Raw genomic sequence first — 6,556 nt, forward strand, 5'->3', positions numbered from 1 at the left:
GAACGGAACCGACGGGAAGCGAGAACGATCGCGACGGCGACCCGCGACGGCGTCACTCGGTCGTCGCCGTGGCGTCGCGGTCGGCGGTCCGCTCGCCGGCGAGTTCGCGCTCCAGTTCCTCGCGCTCCCACGTGCGTACCCCTTCTCCCTCGACCTCGTTGCGGAGCTTCTCCTCCAGCAGGTTGATCGCCATCGAGTTCGCCCCCTCGGGGATGATCAGGTCGGCGTGCTTCTTGCTCGGCTCGATGAACTGCTCGTGCATCGGCTTCACCGTCGACAGGTACTGATCGATCACGCCCTCCAGGTCGCGACCGCGGTCGACCACGTCGCGCTCGATGCGCCGGAGGATGCGCACGTCCGCGTCGGTCTCGACGTACAGTCGGAGGTCCAACATGTCGTTTATCTCCTCGTCGTACAGGGCGAGGATCCCCTCGAGAACGATCACGTCGGTCGGCTCGACGGTCTTCCGCTCCTCCTTCCGGTTGTGGATCTCGAAGTCGTACTGCGGCATCTCGACGCTGTTGCCCGACAGCAACGTCTCGAGGTGCTCGCGGAGGAGCGGCCACTCGAACGCGTCCGGGTGGTCGTAGTTCACCTCCGCGCGCTCCTCGAGGTCGAGGTGCGAGAGGTCGCGATAGTAGTTGTCGATCGGGATCCGAGTCACCGAGTCGTCGACGCGCTGGGTGATCAGGCGGGAAACCGTCGTCTTTCCCGCGCCGGTCCCCCCGGCGATGCCGACGACGAACGAGGGGTACGCCATTTGCCGAGTCATCGCCGGCGCGTCGGCTTGGGCGTGTCGGTCCGCCCGTCCCACGCGCGACCGGCCGTGTGAGTTTGTCACGTTCGGTCAATTTTATAAACAGCTACGGCAATGGCTCTCACATGGCACGCAAGATCGATCGCCGTGACGTCCTGAAGGGCGCCGGCACGGCAGGCGTCGTCGGACTCGCGGGATGTATTACCCAGAACGACTCGGGCGGAAACGGCGGCGACGGTGGCGGCGGCGACGGCGGCGGCGACGAGGAGGAAACAGAAGCCGACGAGCAGACCACCGAGCCGTCGGACGACTCCGAGTCGATGCGGACGATCCGTCACTCCGTGCTGATGCCGCTCACCGGCGACCTCGCGTCGCTCGGCGGCCCGATCCGCGACGGCGGGACGCTCCCGGTCAAACAACTGCAGGCCGCCGACGTCCCCGCGGAGTTCGACCAGACCGTCGAGGACACCCAGACCGATCCGCAGGCGGGGATCCAGGCGGCCAACGGGCTCGCGAACGCCGGCTATCCGACCGTGTGTGGGCCGGCGTCCTCGGGCGTGAACCTGCAGGTCGCCCAGCAGGTGTTCATCCCCAACGGGATGATCGGCTGCTCGCCGTCGTCAACATCGCCGGCGGTCACCGACCTCGACGACGACGGACTGATCTTCCGGACGGCCCCCTCGGACGCGCTGCAGGGGCAGGTGATGGCCGACGTCGCCGCGAACAACCTCGGCGACTCGTCGGCGTCGATCATGTACGTCAACAACGACTACGGGCAGAAGCTGGCGGAGGTGTTCGCGAGCTCCTTCACCGACGATCACTCCGGGAGCGTCCAGGAGTCCATCGCCTTCGAGAAGGAGCAGTCCAGCTATAGCTCGCCCCTGTCCTCGGCGATGAACGACTCGCCGAGCCTGCTTGTCGTGATCGGCTACCCCGCCTCGGGGATCCAGATATTCCGCGACTTCTACGCCGAGTACAGCAACGACACCGACATCATGGTGACCGACGGGCTCCGCGACTCCTCGCTCCCGGACGAGGTGGGCAACGACATGGCCAACGTCTACGGCACCTCGCCGCTGGCGACCGGGCCGGGTCAGGAGGCGTTCGCCTCGATGTACGAGGAGGAGTACGACCGCGCACCGGGCGCGTTCAACGCCCAGGCGTACGACGCCTCCGCGGTCTGTCTGCTCGCCAACGCCGCCACCGGCGAGAACGACGGTCAGGCGATCAAGGAGAACATGGCCGCGGTCGCCAACCCGAACGACGGGATGGAGGTCACGCCGGAGAACCTCGCGGAGGGGATGCGTGCGGCGCTCAACGGCGAGCAGGTGTACTACAGCGGCGCGTCCTCGTCGGTCGACTTCGACGAGAACGGCGACATGACCGCCGTGAGCTACGAGTACTTCACGTTCAACACCGACGTGGAGGGCAACATCGAGCAGCTCGACACAATCGACTTCAAGGCGTAACCGTCGCCGTCGAACGCACCCCGTTCTCACCGTTATTTCGCCGCCCGAGCCGCTGTGGCGAAGGCCCCGGTACCGGTGCCTGAGAACTCCCCATCGACCGCCGGGATCAGCGCCTTTAGGCCCTCCCCACGACACCTGTCCCCATGCACGTACTCAGAAACGGGACCGTCGTCGACGTCGACGGGACGCGAGAGGCGGACGTCGCGATCGCGGACGGGGAGATCGTCGCCGTCGGCGACGTCGGACGCGGCGACTCCGAGACCGACGTGAGCGGGCAGTTCGTCGCCCCGGGACTGATCGACTCGCACGTCCACCTGATGATGGACGGCCGTCCGGACGTCGCGACCGCCCAGGACGAGAGCGACTTCGACCACGCGTACATCGCCGCCGCAAACCTCAGGAAGGCCGTTGAGGCCGGAGTCACCACCGTTCGTGACCTAGGCGCTTCGGGGACACTGGCGCTCGACGCCGGCCACGCGGTCGCCGAGGGACGGCTCGTCGGCCCGCGCGTGCTCGCGTGCGGGCAGAACGTCGTGATGACCGGCGGCCACGGCCACTGGTTCGGCCGCGAGGCCGACGGCCCCGACGAGGTCCGCAGGGCCGTCCGCGAGCAGCTCAAGCGCGGCGCGGACGTGATCAAGTGCATGGCGACCGGCGGCGTGCTCACGGAGGGCGCGCGGACCGGCGCGCCGGAGCTCACCCCCGAGGAGCTGGCGACGCTCGTCGACGCCGCGAGCGCCAAGGGCGTCCCGACGGCAGCACACGCCCACGGGAAGGAGGGACTGCTCAACGCCGTCGACGCCGGCATCACGAGCATCGAGCACGGCACGTTCATGGACCGAGAGGCGGCGGAGGCGATGGCGGACGAGGGGACCTACTGGGTGCCGACCGCGGCCGCCCTGAAGAACATCGTCGACAACCCCGACGCCGGGATCCCCGAGTCGGCCATGGACAAGGCAGTCGAGGCCAGCGAGGCGTTCGCCTCCTCGTTCGATCACGCCGAGGCGGCCGGCGTCGATATCGCGATGGGAACCGACGCGGGCACGCCGTTCAACTACTTCGACAACATCGCCGACGAGCTGGCGTACATGGTCGAGTTCGGGATGAGCCCCGAGGCGGCGCTGGAGGCCGCGACCGTCACCGCCGCGGAGCTGTGCGGGCTCGACGACGTCGGCCGCGTCGCCGAGGAGTACCGCGCGGACCTGGTCGTCCTCGACGACAACCCCGCCGTCGACGCCGACGCGTGGCAGAACCCGGCCGCGGTGTTCGCCGACGGCGACCGCGTCGTGTGACCGTCGTCCCCGAGATGTGACTCGCAGCCGACGGTCGCCGGGTGGGCGGCCCGATCCGGGAGTGCCTTTTTAGCGATCAAGCGACTGGTTCCGTTCGATGCCGGAGTGTGCAAACTGTGGCGGGTTCGTAACAGAGAGCTACGTTCGGGTGTTCGCGCCCGGCGAACGGGAGACCGTGCGCGTGTGTCCGAACTGCGAGGACAAGCTTCGCGACGGCGCGGACGTGCGCGAGGCGCGCTCGAAACGCACCTGATCGGAGCGGACCGCCGAGTCGCCGTCTCGATCCTCCCGGATCGGCGACCGGGGTGACGGCTCCGAAGAACTACCATCCGGGGGCCGGAACTCGACCGTATGAACGGAGACAGAACCGGCGAGGCGCTCGCGCCGCTCGCCGCCGCGTTCCGGACAGGCGAGCGAGACCCGACGGCGTACGCGAACACGCTCCGTGATCGGATCGAGGCGCGCGATCCTGAGATACACGCGTGGGTCGACGGAGCGATCTCCCGCGCGTGGCTGACCGCCGAGACGGAGGCCCTTCTCGAACGACATCCCAGATCCGACTCCGAGAGCGACGCCGGCGACGGAGCGGACCGACCCCCGCTGTTCGGGGTTCCCGTGGGCGTGAAGGACATCTTCCACGTCGACGGACTGCCGACGCGCGCCGGCTCCGACCTCCCCCCGGAGGTGCTGGCCGGGCAGGAGGCGACCGCGGTTCGGCGGCTTCGAGCCGCCGGGGCGACCGTCGCGGGGAAGACGCACACGACCGAGTTCGCCTACTTCTCGCCGCCGCCGACGCGGAACCCCCACGACCTCGACCACACGCCGGGGGGATCATCGAGCGGGTCCGCGGCCGCGGTCGCGAGCGGGACCGCGCCGCTCGCGCTCGGCACGCAGACCGTCGGCTCGATCGTTCGACCCGCGGCGTTCTGCGGCGTCGTCGGGTTCAAACCCACCCGCGGCCGGCTCCCGACCGACGGCGTGATCCCGCTGTCGAGGTCGGTCGATCACGTCGGCACCTTCACGCGCGACGTCGCCGGCGCGGCGCTCGCGGCGTCGGTCCTCCTCGACGGCTGGGACGAGCAACGGGCGGGCGAACGGACCGAGCCGCCGACGCTCGGCGTGCCGACCGGGCCGTACCTCGACCAGCCGTCCGAGGTGGGGCGTGAGGCGTTCGAGCGTGCGCTCGACTCGCTCGCGAACGCCGGGTACGAGCTCGTCCGCGTGGAGGCGTTCCCCGACATCGACGACGTGAACGACCGTCACGACACGCTCGTCGCCGCCGAGGCCGCGCTCGCACACGGGGAGTGGTACGGGCGGTACGGCGACCGGTACGCCGACGCGACCCGCGAGCTGATCGAGGACGGGCTGTCCACACCGGTGTCGGCGCTCGTCCGCGGTCGACGGGGACGGGACGCGCTGCGCGACTCGCTCGCGGAGACGGCGGACGACCATGGGATCGACGCCTGGATCGCGCCGGCCGCGCCGGGGCCCGCACCCGAGGGGATCGACGACACCGGCGACCCGGCGATGAACCTCCCGTGGACACACGCCGGACTCCCGACGATCGGGCTCCCGGCCGGCGACGTGGACGGCCTTCCCGTCGGTGTACAAGTCGCCGCGGAATTCGATGCGGACGAACGGCTCTTGGCGTGGGCCGACGAGATCGCCGGCGCGGTCCGAGACGCCGTCTAATCCGTCAGCCAGCACGCCAAACCCACACACGGCGGTGGCGAACCGACACCGTTTTACAGTTCACAGGCATACGCTGAGTTGCACTCACGTAGTGCATCACCGCGCTCCGGTGGTGTAGTCCGGCCAATCATATTGCCCTCTCACGGCAATGACCAGGGTTCAAATCCCTGCCGGAGCATTCTCGTCCACTTCCGTTCGATACCTATGTCTGTCCGGTAGTTTCTCGTGTGTTCTGAGCACGTGGCCCCTGGTTGGTCACGTCGACGGGGATACGTGCCGTTCAGCCACCAGTCTCGGTGTCTGTCCGTCGTACCGATCCGGCTGTGCCACATCGGTAGAGACATGTCGCCCACAGGAGGAGACGTCGGACTCGGTTCGGTACTCATCAGTACGCCACTTCAGGTCATCAGCGGCGAGTTCGTTCAGTACGAGGTCGTGTTCTTCGTGCTGGCGCTCGTTGCGGCGGTACTCGGTGCGAGAGGAATCGCCGGGGTGAGCATGACGATCGCGAAGTGGCTCGTGGTCGTCTTCCTCGTTCTCGCGATCGTCTCGTTGATGCGTTGAATCACCGTTCCGTCGGAGAGCTGCCGGTCCCGGACGGGCCGGCCGTCGGCGGTCGGCGTCGCCACTGGTCGGGGTCGGACGGGTGGGTGTGATATGAAAATGAAAAAAGCCCACCAGCGCGGTGCTGGTGGGCTTGAATCGCGTATGAGTGGTGGGCGGCGAACCGGTGTTTCCAGAGGCTCGCGCACTCCAGGACTTACCGGAACGCTGGCGGGCTTAACTTCCGTGTTCGGGATGGGTACGGGTGGTGCCCCGCCGCTGTGGCCGCCCGAAGGCCGACCATCGGGAACGATCCGATGTAACGCCTACGTCGGTCTCCGACCGATAATGTACGTGCAATCCAGTTAGCACCTGAACCCGATTCAACGGAACATCGGGTTCCAGTATATGAGTGTGGCTTGGTCTGTTAGTGCTCGCGGACTGAACGCCTCGTTGCCTCGGCGCGTACATCCCGAGTCTATCGAACTCGTCTTCTACGAGTGACCTCGGTGGTATCTCTTTTTCAAGTGGGTTTCGAGCTTAGATGCGTTCAGCTCTTACCCCGTGTTGCGTAGCTTCTCGGCAGCTGCCCTCTCGGACAACCGATACACCAGTGGCAACCATTCGTAGTTCCTCTCGTACTATACGAACGTTCTCGTCAGATACCGTAACACCCCCAATAGATAGCAGCCGACCTGTCTCACGACGGTCTAAACCCAGCTCACGACCTCCTTTAATAGGCGAACAACCTCACCCTTGCCCGCTTCTGCACGGGCAGGATGGAGGGAACCGACATCGAGGTA

General features: G+C 67.4%; 6 protein-coding genes, 1 tRNA gene and 2 rRNA genes. 6 read left to right on the forward strand and 3 right to left on the reverse strand.

Annotation, left to right across the window (positions count from 1 at the left end):
* Window positions 1-52: 52 nt before the first annotated feature.
* The gene (udk, locus tag GRX01_RS18540) at window positions 53-760 is read right to left on the reverse strand and encodes a uridine kinase (RefSeq protein ID WP_159671329.1); all 708 of its coding nucleotides are present in this window, start codon (window positions 758-760) and stop codon (window positions 53-55) included.
* Window positions 761-882: 122 nt separating this feature from the next.
* Here udk and GRX01_RS18545 point away from each other — a divergent pair, with 122 nt between their 5' ends.
* From GRX01_RS18545 to GRX01_RS18565, 6 genes are all read left to right on the forward strand, one after another.
* A complete protein-coding gene (locus GRX01_RS18545) occupies window positions 883-2,226 on the forward strand; it encodes an ABC transporter substrate-binding protein (RefSeq protein WP_159671332.1) in 1,344 nt (447 codons plus the stop codon).
* Between the two features lie 143 nt (window positions 2,227-2,369).
* On the forward strand, window positions 2,370-3,518 hold the full coding sequence (locus GRX01_RS18550; protein WP_159671335.1) for a metal-dependent hydrolase family protein: 1,149 nt from the start codon (window positions 2,370-2,372) through the stop codon (window positions 3,516-3,518).
* Between the two features lie 97 nt (window positions 3,519-3,615).
* Window positions 3,616-3,771 (forward strand): DUF7563 family protein, encoded by a 156-nt coding sequence (locus GRX01_RS19000; RefSeq protein WP_201289658.1) that lies wholly within the window; start codon window positions 3,616-3,618, stop codon window positions 3,769-3,771.
* Window positions 3,772-3,869: 98 nt separating this feature from the next.
* Window positions 3,870-5,210, forward strand: a complete 1,341-nt coding sequence (locus tag GRX01_RS18555; RefSeq protein ID WP_159671338.1) for an amidase — start codon at window positions 3,870-3,872, stop codon at window positions 5,208-5,210.
* Between the two features lie 103 nt (window positions 5,211-5,313).
* A tRNA-Glu gene (locus GRX01_RS18560) sits at window positions 5,314-5,388 on the forward strand.
* Between the two features lie 164 nt (window positions 5,389-5,552).
* Entirely contained in the window at window positions 5,553-5,774 is a 222-nt protein-coding gene (locus GRX01_RS18565) for a DUF1328 domain-containing protein (protein WP_159671341.1), read from the forward strand.
* A 150-nt stretch (window positions 5,775-5,924) separates the two neighbouring features.
* Here GRX01_RS18565 and rrf read toward each other — a convergent pair.
* Both rrf and GRX01_RS18575 read right to left on the reverse strand, forming a co-directional pair.
* Window positions 5,925-6,046, reverse strand: a 5S ribosomal RNA gene (rrf, locus tag GRX01_RS18570).
* A gap of 114 nt (window positions 6,047-6,160) precedes the next feature.
* Window positions 6,161-6,556 (reverse strand): 23S ribosomal RNA (locus GRX01_RS18575); the annotation flags it as partial.

The sequence above is a fragment of the Halobaculum saliterrae genome (assembly GCF_009831625.1).
Classification (GTDB): domain Archaea; phylum Halobacteriota; class Halobacteria; order Halobacteriales; family Haloferacaceae; genus Halobaculum; species Halobaculum saliterrae.

Coding starts and splice junctions, on each gene's coding strand:
- udk (WP_159671329.1), bottom strand. CDS start 760: ATGGCGTACCCCTCGTTCGTCGTCGGCATCGCCGGGGGGACCGGCGCG.
- GRX01_RS18545 (WP_159671332.1), top strand. CDS start 883: ATGGCACGCAAGATCGATCGCCGTGACGTCCTGAAGGGCGCCGGCACG.
- GRX01_RS18550 (WP_159671335.1), top strand. CDS start 2,370: ATGCACGTACTCAGAAACGGGACCGTCGTCGACGTCGACGGGACGCGA.
- GRX01_RS19000 (WP_201289658.1), top strand. CDS start 3,616: ATGCCGGAGTGTGCAAACTGTGGCGGGTTCGTAACAGAGAGCTACGTT.
- GRX01_RS18555 (WP_159671338.1), top strand. CDS start 3,870: ATGAACGGAGACAGAACCGGCGAGGCGCTCGCGCCGCTCGCCGCCGCG.
- GRX01_RS18565 (WP_159671341.1), top strand. CDS start 5,553: ATGTCGCCCACAGGAGGAGACGTCGGACTCGGTTCGGTACTCATCAGT.